Below are 1,727 nucleotides of genomic sequence, written 5' to 3'. Positions count from 1 at the left end.
CCACAGACCCCACACCGGCATCGGCGGCCAAACACCCTCACAACGCGTTCACAACGTCACGGGGAAGTACACCTAGCGGAGAGGTGTTGCAGTGGCGGAGAAGAGATACACCGACGAGCAGAAGGATGAGTTCTTCCGGATTCTTGATCGTGGCGGAACGGTTCGCGCGGCGGCACGAGCGGCTGGGGTTCACGAGAACGCCGGTTACAACTGGCTGCGCAAGACGGGGCTGACGATGCAGCGGGCGACCCCGCGCATTTACCCGCCGGAGTTGAAGGAGGAGTTCCTGAGGCTCGTTCGTGAGCGGCAGATCATCTCGACCGTTGCACGCGAGCTGGGCATTCGTCGCCCCACCGCGTACGCGTGGGCGCGGAAGGCGGGGATCTCCACGAGCGAAGCACGCCGGGTCAACCCGCGGCGCGAGGAGTTCCTCCGTCTGAGGGCGGCGGGGCTCACACGCGCGGAAGCCCGGGCACGAGTCGGCGCAGACGCGAGGTCGGCAACCGATTGGGACAAGGGCATCACCATCATCAGCCGCGGAAGGATCTATCCCGACGGTCGCATCGTGCGCTACCCCGAGCAGAACAATGGGGACATGCCTGAACGAAGAACCCGCGCAATCGGTGGAAGCGTCGATCTGAACATCGTGGAGAAGGTCATCCACGGTCGATACGTCAGCCTTCTTGAGCGAGAACAGCTCCAGGACCTGCGCCGTACGGGACTCTCCATCCGACAGATTGCGGCGGAGATGGGCCGGTCGCCGTCGACGATCAGCCGCGAGTTACGCCGCAACACGGTCTCCACCCGCGGATACATGCCCCACACCGCGCACCGACTCTCGGTCAAGCGGCGATCCAGACCGCGTCAGCCGAAGCTCCTCGCCCATGACGCCCTCCGGTGCTACGTGCAGGAGAAACTGAAGTTGAAGTGGTCTCCGCAGCAGATCAGTCACCGACTGGTCAAGGACTTCCCGGCCGCTCTGGAGATGCGGGTGTGCACCGAGACGATTTACCAGGCGATCTATGTCCATGCGCGCGGCGAACTGAAGCGTTCACTCGGACAGCAACTTCGGCGCGGGAGGGTTGCGCGGAAACCACACCGGCAGGCCGATGCGCGACGTCCACGATTCGTCGATCCGATGAACGCCATCAGCAACCGACCGCCCGTGGTCGATTCCCGCGACATCCCAGGGCATTGGGAGGGAGACCTCATCATCGGGGCACTCGGCGGCTCCGCGATGGCCACGTTGGTCGAGCGATCAACGCGCTTCGTAATGCTCGGGTATCTCGGGCGAGAGCGGACCGCAGAGGCCGTCCGCGACTCTCTCATCGCGACTGTTCGAGATCTGCCATCATCATTGCGAGGCAGCCTGACCTGGGATCAGGGCGCGGAGATGGCAGAGCACCGCGCGTTCAGCACCGCGACCGACTTCGAGGTCTACTTCGCCGATCCCGGATCGCCCTGGCAACGCGGCAGTAATGAGAACACTAACGGTCTCCTCCGGCAGTATTTCCCCAAGGGCACTGATCTCGCCGTGCACAGCATTGACGACCTTCTGGCCGTGGCTCAGGAACTCAACGGACGCCCCCGAAAATCGCTGGACTGGGACACACCGGCCGAGCGAATGGCTGCTTTACTGAAGGCCTCGTGATCAACGTGTTGCGACGACTGCTGGAATCCAAGCCAGCGAGGGCAAGCTTTACTGCTGCGCGATCAAGGACGTGTTC

The 1,727-nt window shown here is 63.5% G+C and carries 1 protein-coding gene and 1 pseudogene; both read left to right on the top strand.

What is annotated here, in order from left to right:
* Window positions 1-91 precede the first annotated feature (91 nt).
* Window positions 92-433 (top strand): annotated as a pseudogene (locus GWK18_RS13270) (transposase); the annotation flags it as partial.
* A gap of 162 nt (window positions 434-595) precedes the next feature.
* Window positions 596-1,651: an IS30 family transposase gene (locus GWK18_RS12780; RefSeq protein ID WP_245193335.1), complete on the top strand. Its 1,056-nt coding sequence runs from the start codon at window positions 596-598 to the stop codon at window positions 1,649-1,651.
* Window positions 1,652-1,727: the final 76 nt, after the last annotated feature.

It is taken from the genome of Kocuria sp. JC486 (genome assembly GCF_011602805.1).
Classification (GTDB): Bacteria; Actinomycetota; Actinomycetes; order Actinomycetales; family Micrococcaceae; genus Kocuria; species Kocuria soli.
The sequence above is the reverse complement of the archived record's forward strand: the minus strand, read 5'-3'. Positions and strand labels throughout refer to the sequence as shown.

Excerpts from the sequence above, each read along its gene's own strand:
- GWK18_RS12780 (WP_245193335.1), top strand. The coding sequence starts at position 596 with ATGCCTGAACGAAGAACCCGCGCAATCGGTGGAAGCGTCGATCTGAAC.